General features: G+C 62.2%; 18 protein-coding genes. 2 read left to right on the top strand and 16 right to left on the bottom strand.

Annotated features, from left to right (window positions below; translation table 11 throughout):
* The first annotated feature begins 67 nt into the window (after positions 1-67).
* Entirely contained in the window at positions 68-1,066 is a 999-nt protein-coding gene (locus ABIE16_RS15910) for a bile acid:sodium symporter family protein (protein ID WP_429521515.1), read from the top strand.
* 114 nt (positions 1,067-1,180) lie between these two features.
* Here ABIE16_RS15910 and ABIE16_RS15905 read toward each other — a convergent pair whose 3' ends face one another.
* The 6 genes from ABIE16_RS15905 to ribBA form a co-directional block, all read right to left on the bottom strand.
* Positions 1,181-2,896 (bottom strand): amidase, encoded by a 1,716-nt coding sequence (locus ABIE16_RS15905; RefSeq protein WP_429521514.1) that lies wholly within the window; start codon positions 2,894-2,896, stop codon positions 1,181-1,183.
* Positions 2,897-3,160: 264 nt separating this feature from the next.
* On the bottom strand, positions 3,161-4,315 hold the full coding sequence (locus tag ABIE16_RS15900) for an ABC transporter ATP-binding protein (protein WP_429521513.1): 1,155 nt from the start codon (positions 4,313-4,315) through the stop codon (positions 3,161-3,163).
* 17 nt (positions 4,316-4,332) lie between these two features.
* On the bottom strand, positions 4,333-5,142 hold the full coding sequence (locus ABIE16_RS15895; protein WP_090456315.1) for an ABC transporter permease: 810 nt from the start codon (positions 5,140-5,142) through the stop codon (positions 4,333-4,335).
* A 6-nt stretch (positions 5,143-5,148) separates the two neighbouring features.
* Positions 5,149-6,081 (bottom strand): ABC transporter permease, encoded by a 933-nt coding sequence (locus tag ABIE16_RS15890; RefSeq protein ID WP_167362897.1) that lies wholly within the window; start codon positions 6,079-6,081, stop codon positions 5,149-5,151.
* The gene (locus tag ABIE16_RS15885; RefSeq protein ID WP_095967714.1) at positions 6,078-7,103 is read right to left on the bottom strand and encodes an ABC transporter substrate-binding protein; all 1,026 of its coding nucleotides are present in this window, start codon (positions 7,101-7,103) and stop codon (positions 6,078-6,080) included. Before ABIE16_RS15885 ends, ABIE16_RS15890 begins: the two co-directional genes overlap by 4 nt.
* Positions 7,104-7,424: 321 nt before the next feature.
* On the bottom strand, positions 7,425-8,534 hold the full coding sequence (ribBA, locus tag ABIE16_RS15880; RefSeq protein WP_429521512.1) for a bifunctional 3,4-dihydroxy-2-butanone-4-phosphate synthase/GTP cyclohydrolase II: 1,110 nt from the start codon (positions 8,532-8,534) through the stop codon (positions 7,425-7,427).
* 70 nt (positions 8,535-8,604) lie between these two features.
* Here ribBA and ABIE16_RS15875 point away from each other — a divergent pair, with 70 nt between their 5' ends.
* Positions 8,605-8,901: a DUF1330 domain-containing protein gene (locus ABIE16_RS15875; RefSeq protein WP_150814363.1), complete on the top strand. Its 297-nt coding sequence runs from the start codon at positions 8,605-8,607 to the stop codon at positions 8,899-8,901.
* 134 nt (positions 8,902-9,035) lie between these two features.
* Here the strand turns inward: ABIE16_RS15875 and ABIE16_RS15870 are convergent, their stop codons facing one another.
* From ABIE16_RS15870 to ABIE16_RS15825, 10 genes are all read right to left on the bottom strand, one after another.
* Positions 9,036-9,599, bottom strand: a complete 564-nt coding sequence (locus ABIE16_RS15870; protein WP_102671435.1) for an NUDIX hydrolase — start codon at positions 9,597-9,599, stop codon at positions 9,036-9,038.
* Between the two features lies 1 nt (position 9,600).
* The gene (locus ABIE16_RS15865) at positions 9,601-10,353 is read right to left on the bottom strand and encodes a GntR family transcriptional regulator (protein WP_015095667.1); all 753 of its coding nucleotides are present in this window, start codon (positions 10,351-10,353) and stop codon (positions 9,601-9,603) included.
* A gap of 89 nt (positions 10,354-10,442) precedes the next feature.
* Positions 10,443-10,832, bottom strand: a complete 390-nt coding sequence (locus ABIE16_RS15860) for a carboxymuconolactone decarboxylase family protein (protein ID WP_007991919.1) — start codon at positions 10,830-10,832, stop codon at positions 10,443-10,445.
* 19 nt (positions 10,833-10,851) lie between these two features.
* Positions 10,852-12,303, bottom strand: coding sequence for an NAD-dependent succinate-semialdehyde dehydrogenase (locus tag ABIE16_RS15855; RefSeq protein WP_429521511.1), 1,452 nt, complete (start codon positions 12,301-12,303; stop codon positions 10,852-10,854).
* Positions 12,304-12,450: 147 nt separating this feature from the next.
* Entirely contained in the window at positions 12,451-12,936 is a 486-nt protein-coding gene (locus ABIE16_RS15850; RefSeq protein WP_218496465.1) for a flavin reductase family protein, read from the bottom strand.
* Between the two features lie 12 nt (positions 12,937-12,948).
* Positions 12,949-14,430, bottom strand: coding sequence for an aldehyde dehydrogenase (locus ABIE16_RS15845; protein ID WP_090456300.1), 1,482 nt, complete (start codon positions 14,428-14,430; stop codon positions 12,949-12,951).
* Positions 14,427-15,260, bottom strand: coding sequence for an alpha/beta fold hydrolase (locus ABIE16_RS15840; RefSeq protein WP_090456298.1), 834 nt, complete (start codon positions 15,258-15,260; stop codon positions 14,427-14,429). The genes ABIE16_RS15845 and ABIE16_RS15840 overlap by 4 nt, the downstream gene beginning before the upstream one ends.
* Positions 15,261-15,304: 44 nt before the next feature.
* Positions 15,305-15,895: an amino acid synthesis family protein gene (locus ABIE16_RS15835; protein ID WP_007978708.1), complete on the bottom strand. Its 591-nt coding sequence runs from the start codon at positions 15,893-15,895 to the stop codon at positions 15,305-15,307.
* 212 nt (positions 15,896-16,107) lie between these two features.
* Positions 16,108-16,236 (bottom strand): hypothetical protein, encoded by a 129-nt coding sequence (locus tag ABIE16_RS15830; protein ID WP_429521667.1) that lies wholly within the window; start codon positions 16,234-16,236, stop codon positions 16,108-16,110.
* A gap of 245 nt (positions 16,237-16,481) precedes the next feature.
* On the bottom strand, positions 16,482-17,114 hold the full coding sequence (locus tag ABIE16_RS15825; RefSeq protein ID WP_407516570.1) for a response regulator: 633 nt from the start codon (positions 17,112-17,114) through the stop codon (positions 16,482-16,484).
* Positions 17,115-17,132 lie beyond the last annotated feature (18 nt).

Here is a 17,132-nt window from a genome sequence, read left to right as displayed (position 1 = left end):
TAGTCGGTAATTATCAGGCACGTTAGAGTCACTTTCATGTACTGGCAACCCCCGGATGATCAACCCCATGACTCGCCCCCGTTTGTTACCCGACAACTTCACCCTGACCCTGATCGGCGTAGTGACGCTCGCCAGCCTGCTGCCCGTCAGCGGCCAGGTCGCGCTCGGTTTTGGCTGGCTGACCAACATCGCCATTGCGCTGCTGTTTTTCCTGCATGGCGCCAAGCTGTCCCGCGAGTCGATCATTGCCGGTGCCGGGCACTGGCGCCTGCATTTGCTGGTGTTCAGCCTGACCTTCGTGCTGTTTCCGTTGCTCGGTCTGGCGCTCAAGCCGCTGCTGTCGCCGCTGATCGGCAATGACCTGTACATGGGCATGCTCTACCTGTGCGCGCTACCCGCCACGGTGCAGTCGGCGATTGCCTTTACTTCGCTGGCGCGGGGCAACATCCCGGCGGCGATTTGCAGCGCGGCGGCGTCCAGCCTGTTCGGGATTTTCCTCACGCCGTTGCTGGTGACCCTGCTGTTGAATGTCCACGGCGAAGGCGCCTCGACCCTCGACGCCATCCTCAAGATCAGCGTGCAGTTGCTGCTGCCGTTCATTGCTGGGCAGATCGCGCGGCGCTGGATCGGCAACTGGGTGGCGCGCAACAAGAACTGGTTGAAGTTCGTCGACCAGGGTTCGATTCTGCTGGTGGTCTACGGCGCGTTCAGCGAAGCGGTGATCGAAGGCATCTGGCAGCAGATTCCGTTGTTGGATCTGCTTGGGCTGGTGCTGGTCTGCTGCATCGTTCTGGCGCTGGTGTTGGTGGCCTCGACCGTACTGGGCAAGGCATTCGGCTTCAACCAGGAAGACCGCATCACCATTCTCTTCTGCGGTTCGAAGAAAAGCCTGGCGACCGGCGTGCCGATGGCGCAGGTGCTGTTTGCCGGTAGCACCATTGGCTTGCTGATCTTGCCGCTGATGTTGTTCCACCAGATTCAACTGATGGTCTGTGCGGTGCTGGCACAGCGTTATGCCAAGCGGCCGGAATCGATTCCCGAGCTGATGGCCCAGGTTGATCCCTGATGATCCCGGGAAACTGTAGGGGCCGGCTTGCCGGCGATGGACTCAAGTGCGCCGCGTTCATCCAGCTCAAACGCGTTATCGTTAACGACCATCGCTGGCAAGCCAGCTCCCACATTACCGCTTGTCAGCGACCAATGGCGGGGTACGCGGCGGGATCATGCGTTTGCTGCCGGTCGATTCGAACGCCGACGCCAGGTGCAGCAGCGACGAGTCGTCATAGGCGCGCCCGGCAAACGTCAGGCCGACCGGCATGCCGATGTCCGGCATCACGCCCATCGGTACGGTGACCGTCGGCACACCGAGATGACGGATGGCGAGGTTGCCATTGGCGACCCATACGCCGTTGCTCCAGGCGATATCCGCCGATTGCGGATCGACATCGGCATTCGCCGGACCCACATCGGCCACCGTCGGGAACAGCACCGCGTCGAGGCCCAGGCGATCCATCCAGTCTTCCAGATCGATCTTGCGGGTCTTTTCCAGGCCGCGCAGGCCGTCCGGCACCGTGCTGATCTGATCCCAGGGCGTGATGCCGCGTTCGGCCATGCGCACGTATTCGTCCATGCCGGCGGCCAGGTCACCCTCGCGGTTGGGCAGGGTGCCCGGGTCATGAGGGAAGATCTGCGGGCCGTCGACATCGACGAGGCGATTCAGTTTGGGATCGCCGTTCGCTTGCAGGAAATCATCGAAGGCCCAGGCGGACAGGTCCCACAGTTCATGGTGTAAAAATTCCTTGGAGACGATGCCGCGATTGAACACGGTCGGCGCACCAGGACGATCGCCTTCGCAGTTGGAGACCAGCGGGAAGTCCACTTCGAGCACTTCGGCGCCCGCGGCTTCGAGGGCCTTGCGCGCCTGTTCCCAAAGCCCGATCACCGAAGGACGGGTGTTGATGCGTTGGCCAGTCGGCCCACCGATGCCCGGTGCTTCGGAGGTGCCGGCTTCAGTGTCGGCGTTGATGTACATGCGCGGGATGCCGAATTTCTTGCCTTTGAGCGCATCGCTATTCGCGGCCAGCGCGGCATAGGACTCAGGGCGTACCGAAGAAGATTTCGGGATCGGTACCCAGGGCTGCAGGCGCCACAGGTCGCCACGGGTGTCCGGGTCATCGGCCACGACCACGTCGAGCACTTCGAGCAGGTCGGCCATGGTCCGGGCAAACGGCACGACCACGTCCATGGTCGGGGTCAACGGCCAGTTGCCGCGCACCGAGATCACGCCGCGCGAAGGGGTGTAGGCGCACAAGCCATTGTTCGAGGCCGGTCCACGGCCGCTCGACCAGGTTTCTTCCGCCAGGCCGAAGGCCGAGAAACTGGCCGCGGTCGCCGTGCCGGCACCGTTCGACGAGCCGGAGGCGAAAGGGGCGGTGAGGTAGTCAGCGTTGTACGGGCTCTCGGCGCGGCCGTAGACACCACGCTGCATCCCGCCGTTGGCCATTGGCGGCATGTTGGTCTTGCCCAGGCAGATGGCCCCGGCGGCGCGCAGACGTTCGATGGTGAACGCATCGCGATAGGCGACCAGGTCCTTGAAGGCCGGGCTGCCGGAAGCGGCGGTGAGCCCTTTGACCAGATAGCTGTCCTTGGCGGTGTAGGGGATCCCGTCCAACGGCCCCAGCGTCTGGCCCTTGGCGCGACGGGCATCGGACGCCTGGGCTTCGGCGAGCGCCTCGGGGTTGCGAACCACGACTGCGTTCAACGCGGTAGGCGTTTCGGGGCCGTCAAAGGCGTCGATCCGCGCAAGATAAGCCTGGACCAGTTCAACCGAGGTGGTCTGGCCGGATTCGAGCGCGGCGCGCAGCTCGGCGATGGAAACTTCGGTAACTTCGATCATGCTGCCACCGCCGCTTGCAGGTGGAGGGTCCCAAACACTTCACTTTTCTCGAAATGGACTTTCATATCGTTATTCTCGTTGCACTGTGTGGCACGACAGGGTCGGGTGTTAAAAATACTGAGCACTATTTAGCATTAAACCGGGATTTTAGGAATCCGTTGTCCAATTTATCTTACAGGCGACAGAAAAAAGGCCACCACAACCCGACGTTGTGGTGGCCCGAGGGTGACTCATTATAGTGGCCCGCGCGCGCAGGCCAATGGATCAGTGAGCGCCGGCGGCCTTGTTCAGGTCGCTTTCGGCCCATTCGGTGTAGACGCAGGCATCCGCAGTAGCCCAGCGCACCCGCACCGGGTCACCGGACTTGAGCGGCATGCCGGCGGCGGACAGCGCCTTGACCGTCATCGAGGTGCCGCCAGCGGTGACCACGCTGCACGTCTGGCTTTCACCCAGAAACAGCACTTCCACGACCTTGGCTGAGACTTCGTTCCAGCCGGCAGCCAAGGGTTCGGCAACGGCCTGTTCATTGCTCAGGGCCAGGGCTTTTTCCGGACGCACCATCAGCAACACGTTCTGATCAGTTTGCAGGCCGGCCGTGAGTCGGATCGACAGCGGTTTCCCTTCGAAGGTCGCCACCGCATTACCCTGGGCCTTGAGTTTGAGGAAGTTGGAGTTGCCAAGGAACGAGGCGACAAAAGCATTCGGCGGATTCTGGTACAGGTCATAGCCGCTGCCCAGGCCGACGATCTTGCCATGGCTGAAAATCGCGATGCGCTGGGACAGGCGCATGGCTTCTTCCTGATCGTGGGTCACGTAGACGATGGTGATGCCCAGGCGCCGATGCAGCTGACGCAGTTCGTCCTGCAAGTCTTCGCGCAGTTTCTTGTCCAGCGCACCGAGGGGTTCGTCCATCAGCAGGATGCGTGGCTCATAGACCAGCGCCCGTGCAATGGCGACTCGTTGCTGCTGGCCACCGGACAATTGCGAAGGGCGGCGATGGGCAAACTGCTCAAGCTGCACCAGCTTGAGCATTGCATCGACCCGGCGTTCGCGTTCGGCGGCGGCCAGTTTGCGGATGGCCAACGGGAAGGCGATGTTGTCGCGTACCGACAGGTGCGGGAACAGCGAATAGCGCTGGAACACCATGCCGATATCGCGTTTGTGCGGCGGCACATTCACCAGCGACTGGCCGTTGACCAGGATCTCGCCGCTGCTCGGGGTTTCGAAACCGGCGAGCATCGACAGCGTGGTGCTTTTGCCCGAGCCGCTGGAGCCGAGAAAGGTGAGGAATTCACCGTCCTTGATGTCCAGCGAGATGTCGTCCACGGCGGCAAAGTCGCCGTAGTATTTGTTCAGGTTGCGCAGGCTCACCAGGGGCTTGTCATTTTGCTGCGCGGAATCTTTGATCACTGCACTCATGTCGTACTCCTGCGCGCTCAGGCGCTGATTTCATTGCGCCGGCGCAGTGCGGCGGCGATCACCATGACCAATACCGAGAGGCCGATCAGCAGCGTCGAGGCGACGGCGATCACGGGCGTCAGGTCCTGGCGCAGGGTGGTCCACATTTTCACGGGAAGGGTTTGCAGGGTCGGGCTGGCCATCATCACGCTCAGCACCACTTCATCCCAGGAGACGAGGAAGGCGAAGAGGGCGCCGGCCACCATGCCCGGACGAATCGCCGGGAAGGTCACCTTGAACACCGCTTGCAGGCGTGAGGCGCCGCAGATCACCGCTGCATCCTCGATCGACTGATCGAACAGCTTCAGCGAATTGATGATCGAGATGATGGTGAACGGCAGCGCGACGATGACGTGGCTGACCACGAACGCGAACATGGTCCCGGTGTAGCCCAGTTTCAGGAACAGCGCGTACACCGCCACGGCGATGATCACCAGCGGCACGATCATTGGCAGAGTGAACAGACCGTAGAGCATTTCCCGGCCGGGGAAGCGGCCACGCACCAGGGCGAAAGCTGTGGGCAGGCCCAGGGCCACGGCGAAGAACGTGGTCAGCACCGCGACCTTGAGGCTGGCCATGGCCGCGCTCATCCAGTCGGCGTTGGAGAAGAACTGGCCGTACCATTTCAGCGTCCAGCCCGGTGGCGGGAACACCAGCCATTGCGACGAGCCGAACGACAGCAGCACGATGAACACAATCGGCAGCAGCAGGAAAAGACCGATCAGCCCGGTGGTGGCATACAGGCCGAAGCGCATGCGCCGGCTCATGGCATTGGGGGTCAGGAGCATGACGGCTTACCTCGCGTTGCTGGCGCCAACCGGGGATTCCGGCTGGAGCTTCAGGTAGAAGTAGAACAACACCAGCGTGATCACGATCAGCAACGCGGCGCCGGCGCTGGCCAGGCCCCAGTTGAGGAACGACTGCACCTGCTGAATGATGAACTCGGGCAGCATCATGTTCTGCGCACCGCCCAGCAGCGCCGGGGTCACGTAGTAACCGAGGGACATCACGAACACCATCAGGCCGCCGGAGAACAGCCCCGGCCGGCACAGCGGCAGGAACACCCGGAAGAAGTTGGTCCACGGACTGGCGCCGCAGATCGAGCCGGCCTGCAGGATCATCGGGTCGATGGCCTGCATGGTCGCCTGCAACGGCAGCACGATGAACGGGATCATGATGTAGCTCATGCCGATCACCACGCCGGTGAGGTTGTGCACCATCTCCAGCGGTTGATCGATGATGCCCATGGCCATCAACGCCTTGTTGATCACCCCGGAGGCTTGCAGCAACACCAGCCAGGAGTAGGTGCGGGCGAGCAGGCTGGTCCACATCGACAGCAGCACGATGTTCAGGATCCAGCGGCCCCAGCCGCGCGGCACCAGGGTGATCGCCCAGGCCAGCGGGAAGCCCAGCAACAGGCTGAACAGCGTCACCAGGCCGGCCACCGAGAAGGTGTTGAGCAACACCCGCGCATAGGCCGAGTTGGCGAACAATTGCTCATAGTTGCCCAGGCCCGGCACCGGTTCCAGCACGCCGCGCAACAGCAGGCCAATCAGCGGCGCGAGAAAGAACAGGCCGAGGAACAGCAGGGCGGGGATCAGGTTGCTCGATCCGCGCCAGCGTTGCGCCAGGGTAGGGGATTGCGTCATCGCAGCCGCCTTGCCGACAGCGCCGGAGGCGCTCCCGACTGGCGTGGATGGACGGGAGGCGGTTACCGCCATTTTCATTTGACCAGCCATTCGTTCCACCGTGTCGCGATGGCCGGACCGTTCTTGGCCCAGTACGCGAAATCAAGAGTGATCTGATCCTTTGCGTAGGCGGTCGGCAGGTTAGGGGCCAGCGCCGAATCCAGGCGCGCCACACTGTCGACGTTGACCGGGGCGTAGGCGGTCAGGTTGGAGAAGTCCGCCTGTCCTTTGGCGCTGCTGGCATTGGCCAGGAACTTCATCGCCGCGTCCTTGTTTTTCGAACCCTTGGGGATGACCAGGATGTCGGCCATGACCAGGTTCTGCTTCCAGCTTACGCCGACCGGGGCGCCGTCTTCCTGCAGGGCATGGATCCGGCCGTTCCAGAACTGGCCCATGCTTGCCTCACCGGAGGCCAGCAGCTGCTGTGACTGCGCGCCGCCGCCCCACCAGACGATGTCTTTCTTGATGGTGTCGAGTTTCTTGAAGGCGCGGTCCAGGTCCAGCGGGTAGAGCTTGTCCGCCGCTACACCGTCGGCCAGCAACGCCAGTTCAAGCACGCCTGGGCTTGGCCATTTGTAGAGGGCGCGTTTGCCGGGGTAGGTCTTGGTGTCGAACAGCGCAGACCAGTCCTGAGGCTTGTTGGCGCCGAGCTTGCCTTCGTTGTAGCCGAGGACGAAGGAGAAGAAGAACGAGCCGACGCCGTGATCGCTGACGAAGCGCGGGTCGATCTTGTCGCGTTCAATGACTTTGAAATCGAGGGGTTCGAGCAAGCCTTCGGCGGCGGCGCGCAAGGCGAAGTCGGCTTCGACGTCGACCACGTCCCACTGCACGTTGCCGCTCTCGACCATGGCCTTGAGTTTGCCGTAGTCGGTCGGGCCATCCTGCACGACGGTAATGCCACTGGCCTTGCTGAACGGGTCGGCCCAGGCCTGCTTCTGCGCATCCTGGGTGCTGCCGCCCCAACTCACGAAGTTGACGCTTTCAGCCGCCAGCAATGCCTGGCTGGTCACGCTCAGCAGTCCCGCAAAAAGAACTGCGGTCGCACGTTTGTTCAACACCATTTTCACGCCCTCATTGTTGTGTTTATGAGCGGGGCTTTGGAGTGCCCGCCTATCGGGAGCAGTAGGTCCGTCGAGTCAGTGCTGACTGTCCGGTCTATGGAATATCATATTATGGTATTCCAAACTTTGTGCAAGCATTTTGCCGTACCGGCTATCAGCCAAAAGGTGTTTTTTCTGTGGATCTGAACTTCGTCCGGCGACGCAATCCCCTGTGGGAGCGGGCTTGCTCGCGAAAGCGGTGTGTCAGACAACTTTGGGTCGACTGACACTCCCTCTTCGCGAGCAAGCCCGCTCCCACAGGGAATTGCGTTAAACCAAGAGTCACTCGGTGAATGGAATACTCTCCACCACTTCCAGGTCATACCCGGTCAAACCGGCATATTTCAGCGGCGGCCCGAGATGGCGCAGCTTGCCGACACCCAGGTTCTGCAGGATCTGCGCACCGGTGCCCACCTCCGAATAAATCCGCGACTGCGAACGGCTGAACTGTCGGGGCGTCTGGGTCAATTGCGGTACACGTTCGAGCAACGCCTGGGAGGATTCGTGATTGGCCAGCACCACCACCACGCCGTGACCTTCGGCGGCGACACGCTGCAAGGCGGCCCACAAGGTCCAGTTGGTCGGCCCGCTGTACTCGGCACCGACCAGATCGCGCAACGGGTCAATCACATGCACGCGCACCAGCGTCGGCTCATCACGGCGCAGATCGCCCATGACCATGGCCATGTGGACACCGCCTTCGATGTGATCCTCAAAGGTGATCAGACGAAAGGTGCCGTGTACGGTGGGCAGATCACGTTCACCGATGCGCACGATGGTGTGTTCGGTGCTAAGGCGGTAGTGGATCAGGTCGGCGATGGTGCCGATCTTGATCCCGTGCTTGCGCGCAAACACTTCCAGGTCAGGGCGCCGGGCCATGGTGCCGTCGTCGTTCATCACTTCGACGATCACCGAGGCCGGGGTATGGCCGGCCAGGCGGGCCAGGTCGCAACCGGCCTCGGTATGACCGGCGCGGGTCAGCACGCCGCCTTCCCGGGCACGCAACGGGAAGATATGGCCGGGTTGCACGATGTCGGCAGGGCCGGCGTTGGCAGCGACGGCGGCGGCCACGGTGCAGGCACGATCGGCGGCGGAGATACCGGTGGTCACCCCGACGGCGGCCTCGATGGACACGGTGAAGGCGGTGCTGAACACGCTGCCGTTGCTCGGCACCATCTGCTCCAGGCCCAGGCGTTTGCAGTGCTCGTCGGTCAAGGTCAGGCAGATCAGGCCACGGGCTTCGCGGGCCATGAAACTGATCGCCTCGGGCGTGCAGCAGTCGGCGGCCAGCAGCAGGTCGCCTTCGTTTTCCCGGTCTTCGTCGTCGACCAGCAGGACCATTTTGCCGAGGCGGTAATCTTCGATGATTTCTTCGATGCTGTTGAAGGCCATGCTGGAGTCTCAGTGTTTGTTGGATGAGTATTGTGGTATACCATAATACAAAACAAACCGAGAGGTCACTATGAAGGCTTACTGGATTGCTCACGTGGACATCACCGACCCCGATCAATACAGCCAATACACCCAGCGGGCGCCGAAGGCGTTTGCCCTGTATGGCGGTCGGATTCTCGCGCGGGGCGGGCGCAGCGAGGCGATGGAAGGCCGGCCTACGCCGCAACGCAGTGTGGTGATCGAGTTTGATTCCTATGAGCAGGCGGTGGCTTGCTATCACTCGGCGCTGTATCAGGAGGCCAGGGGACATCGCGAAGGCGTGGCGAAGGCAGAGGTCATTATCGTCGAGGGCATGGCGCCGCTCTGACCCACACCGCTTGACCCTGTAGGAGCGAGCCTGCTCGCGAAAAACGTTAGAGCAACGCGTTCGGTCAGTCAGCACGCGTCATCGTTGACGACCATCGCGAGCAGGCTCGCTCCTAAAGGGGGAGTGGGGTTTTTTCAGCGAATGAAGTGAATCTTCCCGCTGTCGTCATTGCCCATGTAGATGCCATAAACCCCGGCCTGGCGCTCCTCGATATAGCGCTCAAGGATCTGCCGGATCGCCGGATAGTAGATGCTGTCCCAGGGAATGTCCTCGGGCGCGAAGAACTTGTAGTCGAGGGTTTCCGGGCCGTACTGCCCGGTAATCTCCAGCGCGATGGCGCGGAAGATGATGTACACCTCGCTGATCTTCGGCACGCTGAAGATCGAATAGGGCGAGACGATTTCGGCACGCACGCCGCTTTCTTCCCAGACTTCGCGCAAGGCCGCCTGTTCGGTGGTCTCGCCACTTTCCATGAAGCCTGCCGGCAGGGTCCAGGTGCCGGGGCGCGGCGGGATGGCGCGCTGGCACAAGAGGTACTTGCCGTCCTGCTCGATGATGCAGCCGGCAATGATTTTCGGATTGATGTAATGGATGTAGCCGCAACCGCGGCACATCAGGCGCTCGTGCGTATCGCCCGGCGGCAACTGTGACCTGAGGTCTGCGCTGCCGCACTTGGGGCAAAAGCTCGGGCTGAACATTTCAGCGACCTATGCGCGGTTCTTTCAGCGCGATGGGCAAGGTAATCGCCGGGATATCGCCGGTTTCTTCCTGCTTGCGCTTGAGGTAGTCCAGGGCCACGGCAGCGGCCGCACGCACGTGGTCGACGCAAGCCTGGTGGGCGGCCAGCGGATCACCGCCCTTGATCGCCTCGACCATGCGTTCCATTTCCTGGTTACTGGCGCCGCGACGGTTTTCCTGGGACACCGAGGTCGCGCGCAGGTAGCTGATGCGTGCCTGCAACTGGCGCAATTGAGTGGCCGCGACATGGTTGCCCGAGCCTTCGAGCAGCACATCGTAGAAACCTTGCACCGAGTCGATGACCTGTTGCAGCTCACCGTCCTTGAGCGCCTTGCGATTTTCTTCGAGGGCTTTTTCCAGGGCCTTGATGTCCTTGGCCTTGGCGCGCAGGGTGAACAGTTGCACGATCAGCCCTTCGAGTACGCAGCGCAGCTCGTAGATGTCCACGGCATCGGCCAGGGTGATGATCGCGACACGCGGGCCCTTGGCGTCGGCGAATTCCACCAGGCCTTCGGATTCCAGGTGACGCAAGGCTTCGCGCACGGAGGTACGGCTGACGCCCAGGCGATCGCACAGATCGCGTTCGACCAGACGGTCTCCCGGCAGGAGCTGGAAGTTCATGATGGCGCTTCGCAGTTTATCCAGCACGATTTCGCGCAGGGTAACGGGGTTGCGATTGACCTTGAAGCTGTCGTCGAGTGGCAGGCGTTTCATGGGGTCCGCTCTGATTGTGGCTGTCCATGCAAAAAAGAGCACTTCGATTACAGGAATCTGGGTGCCCGGTCAGATCAAACAGCCAAGGGTTAACTGGAGGCCTCGGCATCGGCTTCGGCGAAGGCTTCACGGGCGAGCCGGAAACTGTCTACGGCAGCGGGGACACCGCAATAAATGCCGACCTGAAGCAATATTTCGCGTATTTGCTCACGACTCAGGCCGTTACGCAAGGCGCCGCGTACATGCAGTTTGAGTTCATGGGGCCGGTTGAGGGCCGAGATCATCGCCAGGTTGATCATGCTGCGCTCCTTGAGCGACAAACCCTCACGACCCCAGACATGACCCCAACAATACTCGGTGACCATTTCCTGCAACGGTCGGGTGAAGTCGTCGGCGTTCTCGATGGAGCGATTGACGTAGGCCTCACCCAGCACCTGGGTACGGATCTTCAGGCCTTTTTCATACTTTTCGTTGTTCATTTGCGTAGCTCCCGCGGGCTCAAAGGCCGCCCATCAAGGTGTATTTGAGTTCCAGGTAATCCTCGATGCCGTACTTCGACCCTTCACGGCCCAGCCCCGAGGACTTGATCCCGCCGAATGGCGCGACCTCAGTGGAAATCAGCCCTTCGTTGATCCCGACCATGCCGTACTCCAGCGCCTCGCTCATGCGCCAGGCGCGGCCCAGGTCGCGGGTGTAGCAGTAGGCGGCCAGGCCGAATTCGGTGTCGTTGGCCATCTCGACGGCCTGGGCCTCGGTGTCGAAACGGAACACGGCGGCCAACGGGCCAAAGGTTTCATCCCGGGCGACTTTCATCCGGGTGGTGACGCCGATGAGCACGGTCGGCTGGAAGAACCCATTGCCCAGGGCATGGCGTTCACCGCCGCAGAGCAGTTGTGCTCCGTGGGCCAGAGCGTCTTGCACGTGTTCTTCGACCTTGGCCACGGCGCGCTCGTTGATCAGTGGCCCTTGGGTGACGCCATCATCGAAACCGCTGCCGACCTTGAGTTGCGAAACCCGCTCGGCCAGGCGTGCGACAAAGGCGTCGTGGATGCCGGCCTGCACCAGGAAGCGATTGACGCAGACGCAGGTCTGCCCGGCGTTGCGGAATTTGGCGATCAGCGCGCCGTCGACGGCGCGTTCCAGATCGGCATCGTCGAAGACAATGAACGGCGCGTTGCCGCCCAGCTCCAGCGAGACTTTTTTCAGGGTCGGCGCGCACTGGGCCATCAGCAGTTTGCCGATGGCGGTGGAGCCGGTGAACGACAGTTTGCGCACAAGGCTGCTGGCGGTCAGCTCGCCACCGATGGCGATGGCATCGCCGGTGATCACGTTGAAAATGCCCGCTGGAATCCCGGCCTGTTCCGCCAGCGCAGCCATGGCCAGTGCCGAGAACGGTGTTTCCGGGGCTGGCTTGACGATGCACGGGCAACCGGCCGCCAGTGCCGGGCCGGCCTTGCGGGTGATCATCGCCGCCGGGAAGTTCCACGGCGTGATGGCCGCGACGACGCCAATCGGCTCCTTGCTGACCACGATGCGCGCATCGCCCTTGTGGCTGGGAATGGTGTCGCCGTAGATGCGTTTGGCCTCTTCGGCGAACCACTCGATGAAGCTCGCGGCGTAGAGGATTTCGCCTTTGGCTTCGGCCAGTGGCTTGCCTTGTTCGAGGGTGAGGATGTGTGCCAGGGCGTCGGCGTTTTCCAGCATCAAGGCATGCCAGCGCTTGAGCGTATTGCTGCGCTCCTTGGCGGTCAGCGCGCGCCAGGCCGGCCAGGCCTTGTTGGCGGCCTCGATAGCCAGGCGTGCATGCTCGGCACCGAGGTTCGGCACCTGGCCGATCAGTTCACCGGTGGCCGGGTTGAAGATGTCCTGACAGGCGCCATCCGGCGCGTCCAGCCACTGGCCATCGATGTAGGCCTGCTGACGGAACAATTGCGAGGCTGCTGGGCTCATGCCGGCTCCTGGAAAGAATGAAGACTTAACTGTCTGGTGCAGTACCTGTGGGAGCGAGCTTGCTCGCGATAGCGGACTGACATTCAACATCCATGTCGACTGATACACCGTCATCGCGAGCAAGCTCGCTCCCACAGAAAAGCAGTGTCAGGCCAGGGTGGGCAGGGGGCCCAGTTTGCCTTTGTGGTAGATCATCGGCGTGACCGGTTGCGCGGGCAGGATCAGGTTCTTCACCGCGCCGACGATGATCGCGTGATCGCCGCCGTCGTATTCGCGCCACAGTTCGCACTCGATGATCGCCGTAGCCTTGGCCAGGATCGGGTTACCCCGTTCGCTCAAGTGCCACTCGATCCCTTTGGCCTTGTCCTTGCCTTTACCGGCGAAGGCATAGGCCTCGGCGGTCTGGTCGGCGGACAGCAGGTGAATCGCGAACTGCTTGCTGTCGCGCAGCACCGGGTAGGTGTCGGAGCCGTAGTTGGGGCAGAACAGCACCAGTGCCGGGTCGATCGACAGCGCACTGAAGGCGCTGGCGGTGATGCCGACGATGCCGCCGTCCGGGTCCAGGGTGGTGACCACCGTGACCCCGGACGGGAACGAACTCATCACGTCTTTGTAAATGCCGGGTTCGATCATTTTCCAGGACTCCTAGCGCATCACGAAGGGATCAGGCATCGGTGCCTGGGACAGGTTGATCCACACCGTTTTCAGCTCGGTGTAGGCCAGCACCGAATCGATGCCGCTTTCGCGTCCATAGCCGCTGTTCTTGAAGCCGCCGATCGGCGCCATGGCCGAGACTGCACGGTAGGTGTTGACCCAGATGATCCCCGAACGCACGTCCCGGGCCAGGCGATGGGCGCGGCCCAGGTCGCGGGTCCAGATGCCGGCGGCGAGGCCGAACTGCGAGTCGTTGGCAATTGCCAGCGCTTGGGCTTCGTCCTTGAAACGGATGACCGAAGCCACCGGACCAAAGACTTCTTCCTGCATGATCTTCATCGAATTGCGGTCGCACTCGAACAGCGTCGGTTCGTAGAACCAGCCGTCACCCAGATTCTCTGGACGCTTGCCGCCCAGGCGCAGGCGCGCGCCTTCGGCGATGGCATCGGCCACCAGGCCTTCGACCACGGCCAGTTGCTGCGCGGTGGCCATCGGGCCCATTTCGCTGCTGTCGTCCTGCGGGTTGCCAATGCGGATGCGCTTGGCGCGTTCCACCAGACGACCGACGAACTCATCGTAGATTTCGTCCTGCACCAGCAAGCGCGAACCGGAGACGCAGCTTTGCCCGGAGGCGGCATAGATCCCGGCGATGGCGCCGTTGATCGCGCTGTCGAGGTCGGCGTCGGCGAAGATGATGTTCGGCGATTTGCCCCCCAGTTCCAGCGACAGCTTGGCGAAGTTCTCGGCACTGCTGCGCACCACATGCCGAGCCGTCGCCGCGCCGCCGGTGAAGGCGATCTTGCGGATCAGCGGATGGCGGGTGAGGGCGGCGCCGGTGCTCGGGCCGTAACCGGTGACGACGTTGACCACCCCCGGCGGAATCCCGGCTTCCAGTGCCAGGCGCGCCAGTTCAAGAATCGTTGCCGAGGCGTGTTCCGACGGCTTGATCACGATGGTATTGCCTGCGGCGAGGGCTGGGGCGAGTTTGATCGCGGTCAGGTACAGCGGGCTGTTCCACGGAATGATCGCGGCAACCACACCCATGGCTTCGTGCACGGTGTAGGCAAACAGATCCGGCTTGTCCAGCGGCAGGGTGCCGCCTTCGAGCTTGTCCGCCAGGCCTGCGGTGTAGTGGAAGAACTCCGGCAAATAGCCGACCTGGCCACGGGTTTCGCGGATCAGCTTGCCGTTGTCGCGGCTTTCGAGCTGCGCCAGTTGTTCTTTGTTCTCGGCGATCAGGTCGCCCAGGCGTCGCAGCAATTTGCCGCGAGCGGTAGCCGTCAAACCGCGCCATGCCGGGCTGTCGAAAGCCGTCTGCGCAGCCTGCACGGCACGCTCGACATCGGCTTCGTCGGCATCGGGCAGTTCAGCCCAGGGTTCGGCCAGCGCCGGGTTGAGGCTTTCGAAGGTCTTGCCGGACAGGGCATCGACCCATTCACCGCCGATGCACATCTGGAAGCGTGCGAGTGTCATGCAACGATCCCCTTGATCTGGTTTTGTTTGGAGTGCGCGGTCTGCAGAAACTCCAGCAACAGCTGGTTGACCAGGCGCGGCGACTCTACCGGCATCATATGCCGTTGCTCGGCGAGTACGGCAACGGTCGCGCCGGGAATCCGTTCGGCCAGTTGCCGGGCCATTTCCGGGGTTGAGCCGGGGTCCAGTTCGCCGGTGGCGATCAGCGTCGGCACCTGGATGCTGGCCAGGTCGTCGGCGCGGTACATGTCCTGGGTGGCGAACAGTTCATAAGTGGTCAGGTAACCCTGAGGGTCATTGCCGGCCAGGGTCTGGCGAATCGCGGCGATCTGCGCCGGGTTCGCGGCCTGGTATTCACGGCTGAACCAGCGTGACAGTGCGGCTTCGGCATTGGCGTCCGGCCCGTGTTCGGCAGCCTGGCTGGTGCGGGCGATGACCCCGGCACGCTGTTCGGCACTGCGGTTGAACACGCTGTTGAGCACCACCAGGCCTTCCAGGCGTTGCGGGTAGTGCAGGGCAAAGGCCCGCGCCACCAGCCCGCCCATGGAAAAACCGATCACCGTTGCCTTGGGCAATTGCAGGTGGTCGAGCAGCTCCAGCAACTGGTCGGCATAGCCGAGCAGTTGCGTACCGTTCTCCGGTCGCGGGCTGGCGCCATGGCCGAGCATGTCGTAGGCGATGACGCGGTACTTCGTGGCCAGGCCAACGATCTGGCCGCCCCACATTTCTTTGTTCAGGCCCACGCCGTGGATCAAGACCACGGGCTGGCCTTGGCCGGTCGCCAGGTAACTGGTGCCAGCCGGGGTGAGTTCAGCGGTGAGCCGAATCATGGAGCGCTCCTGCAATGCCTTCTTGTTGTCGTTCTGCTGGCCGGTTACTGGGCTTTTTCGGCAGCCAGTTCTTCCAGGTCGATGTAGCGGTTGCCGATGCGCGGGTGCAGGCGGCCGCCATCGGCGCAACCCAGGACCACGACGATTTCGTCGGCACGCGGCGCGTCTTCGATCTGCATTTCCAGGGTGATGTAGTGCGAGCGCAGGCCTTCGTCGTCCTTGTGCATCATCGGGATCTGAATCGAGGTGCCCGGGCCGCCGCGCTTGTTGGTGAAGCTCAGGTAGCTCTTGGCCTTGACCGCTTCGCGGTAATGGTTGCCGAAGCGCAGGGTGTGGATCACCGCCGAAGCGTGTTCGATTTCGCCATCGGCGCCGACCACCGCAGCCTTGCCGTAGGCCTCGATTTTCTCGGCGCCGCCAATGATGCCCACCAGACGCTCGACCATCAGTGCGCCGAGGTCGGAGCAGTTGGCGCGGATCTGTGGTTTCAGGTCTTCGACGAAACCGTTGCCCAGCCAGGGGTTCTTCATCACCACGGCCAGACCGACCATGGTCACGGGCTTATCGGTGGCTTTGCCGCCTTCAATAAAGGTTTCTTCGACATAGCTGACGATCTTGCGGATTTCGAAACTCATGAGCTGCTCCGTAGAGGTTTGGGTGTCTGTGCGTCTGATGGTATACCATAATACCGGAAGCACAAGTCCCCCGAACGGAGTTTCTGGCTGGATGGCGATAAAAGGGGGGCGGGCGAGGCGCTATGCGTGGCGGGAAGGACTTATAAAAGACGTAAAAAAACCCGGCTGATGAGGCCGGGTTTTTCGTCGAGTCCTGCGGTAAAGCACTGCATTCAGACAGCGCGGCTTTCGATCAGACGATCCGAGCCGCCTTCAGCGACCACAGGTTGAGCGGCGGTAGCGGCGAAAGCGTTAACTGCGAAAACCGAGAAAGCGATGCCGAGAAGGGTTTGGCGTTTCATGATGGTGTGCTCCGGGGTGCTGATGGGTTGGTATGGAGCAGATGTTACGCCGTGGATTTTTTAAGAGAACTTCATTGAATCAATGGTGACTATCGACGCAGTCAATGGTGGATTCGATGCTCCTTGTGGGAGCGGGCTTGCTCGCGAAGGCGTCGGCATTGCCAGCAATGTTGTCGACTGACACAACGCCTTCGCGAGCAAGCCCGCTCCCACAGGTTTTTGCAGTGAACACAGGGTTCGCGGTGTTAGCGGGAAATGAGCCCATGATCGATGGCGTACTTGACCAGCGCCGCCGGCTTGTCGATGTTGAGCTTGCGCCGGATGCTCAAGCGGTGTGTCTCCACCGTGCGCACGCTGATGTCCAGTTCCCGGGCCATTTCCTTGTTGTTCAACCCCTGCGCCATCTTCGACAGCACCTGGCTTTCCCTAGGGGTCAGTTCGTTGTCGGTGTTCCTGTCGGCGATCAGCCGCTGGGCGATTTCCGCGCTGTAGAAGGTTCCGCCGCTGCTGATGGCTTCGATGGCGGCGATGATTTCCCGTGACGGGGCGTTCTTCAGCACGTAGCCGCTGGCACCGGAGCGCACCGATTCACTGACGTATTCGTAATTGTCGTACATGCTCAGCACCAGCACCTTGAGCGACGGGTACTGGCTGCGCAGCACGCGGGTCAGTTCCAGGCCGTTCATGTCCGGCAGGCTGATGTCGACCAGCAGCAGGTCCGGCTGGCAACGTCCAACCATCTCGATGGCCGCGGCGCCGTTTTCCGCTTCGCCGACCATTTCCAGGGGCGACATCACGGCCAGCAGCGCCTTGATTCCGTCGCGGACCAGGGAGTGATCGTCGACCAGGGCGACGCGGATCGGGGAAGGCAGGTTCATCGCAGCTATTCACTCTTG

This window comes from Pseudomonas sp. 2725 (assembly GCF_050434585.1).
GTDB lineage: Bacteria > Pseudomonadota > Gammaproteobacteria > Pseudomonadales > Pseudomonadaceae > Aquipseudomonas > Aquipseudomonas jessenii.
The sequence above is the reverse complement of the archived record's forward strand: the minus strand, read 5'-3'. Positions and strand labels throughout refer to the sequence as shown.

Excerpts from the sequence above, each read along its gene's own strand:
- ABIE16_RS15910 (WP_429521515.1), top strand. The coding sequence starts at position 68 with ATGACTCGCCCCCGTTTGTTACCCGACAACTTCACCCTGACCCTGATC.
- ABIE16_RS15905 (WP_429521514.1), bottom strand. The coding sequence starts at position 2,896 with ATGATCGAAGTTACCGAAGTTTCCATCGCCGAGCTGCGCGCCGCGCTC.
- ABIE16_RS15900 (WP_429521513.1), bottom strand. The coding sequence starts at position 4,315 with ATGAGTGCAGTGATCAAAGATTCCGCGCAGCAAAATGACAAGCCCCTG.
- ABIE16_RS15895 (WP_090456315.1), bottom strand. The coding sequence starts at position 5,142 with ATGCTCCTGACCCCCAATGCCATGAGCCGGCGCATGCGCTTCGGCCTG.
- ABIE16_RS15890 (WP_167362897.1), bottom strand. The coding sequence starts at position 6,081 with ATGAAAATGGCGGTAACCGCCTCCCGTCCATCCACGCCAGTCGGGAGC.
- ABIE16_RS15885 (WP_095967714.1), bottom strand. The coding sequence starts at position 7,103 with ATGGTGTTGAACAAACGTGCGACCGCAGTTCTTTTTGCGGGACTGCTG.
- ribBA (WP_429521512.1), bottom strand. The coding sequence starts at position 8,534 with ATGGCCTTCAACAGCATCGAAGAAATCATCGAAGATTACCGCCTCGGC.
- ABIE16_RS15875 (WP_150814363.1), top strand. The coding sequence starts at position 8,605 with ATGAAGGCTTACTGGATTGCTCACGTGGACATCACCGACCCCGATCAA.
- ABIE16_RS15870 (WP_102671435.1), bottom strand. The coding sequence starts at position 9,599 with ATGTTCAGCCCGAGCTTTTGCCCCAAGTGCGGCAGCGCAGACCTCAGG.
- ABIE16_RS15865 (WP_015095667.1), bottom strand. The coding sequence starts at position 10,353 with ATGAAACGCCTGCCACTCGACGACAGCTTCAAGGTCAATCGCAACCCC.
- ABIE16_RS15860 (WP_007991919.1), bottom strand. The coding sequence starts at position 10,832 with ATGAACAACGAAAAGTATGAAAAAGGCCTGAAGATCCGTACCCAGGTG.
- ABIE16_RS15855 (WP_429521511.1), bottom strand. The coding sequence starts at position 12,303 with ATGAGCCCAGCAGCCTCGCAATTGTTCCGTCAGCAGGCCTACATCGAT.
- ABIE16_RS15850 (WP_218496465.1), bottom strand. The coding sequence starts at position 12,936 with ATGATCGAACCCGGCATTTACAAAGACGTGATGAGTTCGTTCCCGTCC.
- ABIE16_RS15845 (WP_090456300.1), bottom strand. The coding sequence starts at position 14,430 with ATGACACTCGCACGCTTCCAGATGTGCATCGGCGGTGAATGGGTCGAT.
- ABIE16_RS15840 (WP_090456298.1), bottom strand. The coding sequence starts at position 15,260 with ATGATTCGGCTCACCGCTGAACTCACCCCGGCTGGCACCAGTTACCTG.
- ABIE16_RS15835 (WP_007978708.1), bottom strand. The coding sequence starts at position 15,895 with ATGAGTTTCGAAATCCGCAAGATCGTCAGCTATGTCGAAGAAACCTTT.
- ABIE16_RS15830 (WP_429521667.1), bottom strand. The coding sequence starts at position 16,236 with ATGAAACGCCAAACCCTTCTCGGCATCGCTTTCTCGGTTTTCGCAGTT.
- ABIE16_RS15825 (WP_407516570.1), bottom strand. The coding sequence starts at position 17,114 with ATGAACCTGCCTTCCCCGATCCGCGTCGCCCTGGTCGACGATCACTCC.